This is a genomic window from Paenibacillus rhizophilus (genome assembly GCF_003854965.1).
Classification (GTDB): domain Bacteria; phylum Bacillota; class Bacilli; order Paenibacillales; family Paenibacillaceae; genus Paenibacillus_AQ; species Paenibacillus_AQ rhizophilus.
In genome coordinates, this window is the sequence record NZ_RQPI01000038.1 from 1 (window position 1) to 621 (window position 621).

1 rRNA gene is annotated in these 621 nt (G+C 55.2%); it reads right to left on the reverse strand.

From position 1 onward, the window contains the following. Window positions 1-621: ribosomal RNA gene (locus EH198_RS24310) — 23S ribosomal RNA — on the reverse strand; the annotation flags it as partial.

Below are 621 nucleotides of genomic sequence, written 5' to 3' on the forward strand. Positions count from 1 at the left end.
TTGGATAAGCCCTCGACCGATTAGTATTGGTCAGCTCCATGCATTGCTGCACTTCCACCTCCAACCTATCTACCTCGTCGTCTTCAAGGGGTCTTACTAATTGGGAAATCTCATCTTGAGGGGGGCTTCACGCTTAGATGCTTTCAGCGCTTATCCCGTCCGTACGTAGCTACCCAGCCATGCTCCTGGCGGAACAACTGGTGCACCAGCGGTACGTCCATCCCGGTCCTCTCGTACTAAGGACAGCTCCTCTCAAATTTCCTGCGCCCACGACAGATAGGGACCGAACTGTCTCACGACGTTCTGAACCCAGCTCGCGTACCGCTTTAATGGGCGAACAGCCCAACCCTTGGGACCTACTTCAGCCCCAGGATGCGATGAGCCGACATCGAGGTGCCAAACCTCCCCGTCGATGTGGACTCTTGGGGGAGATAAGCCTGTTATCCCCAGGGTAGCTTTTATCCGTTGAGCGATGGCCCTTCCATGCGGTACCACCGGATCACTAAGCCCGACTTTCGTCCCTGCTCGACTTGTAGGTCTCGCAGTCAAGCTCCCTTCTGCCTTTGCACTCTTCGAATGATTTCCAACCATTCTGAGGGAACCTTGGGACGCCTCCGTTAC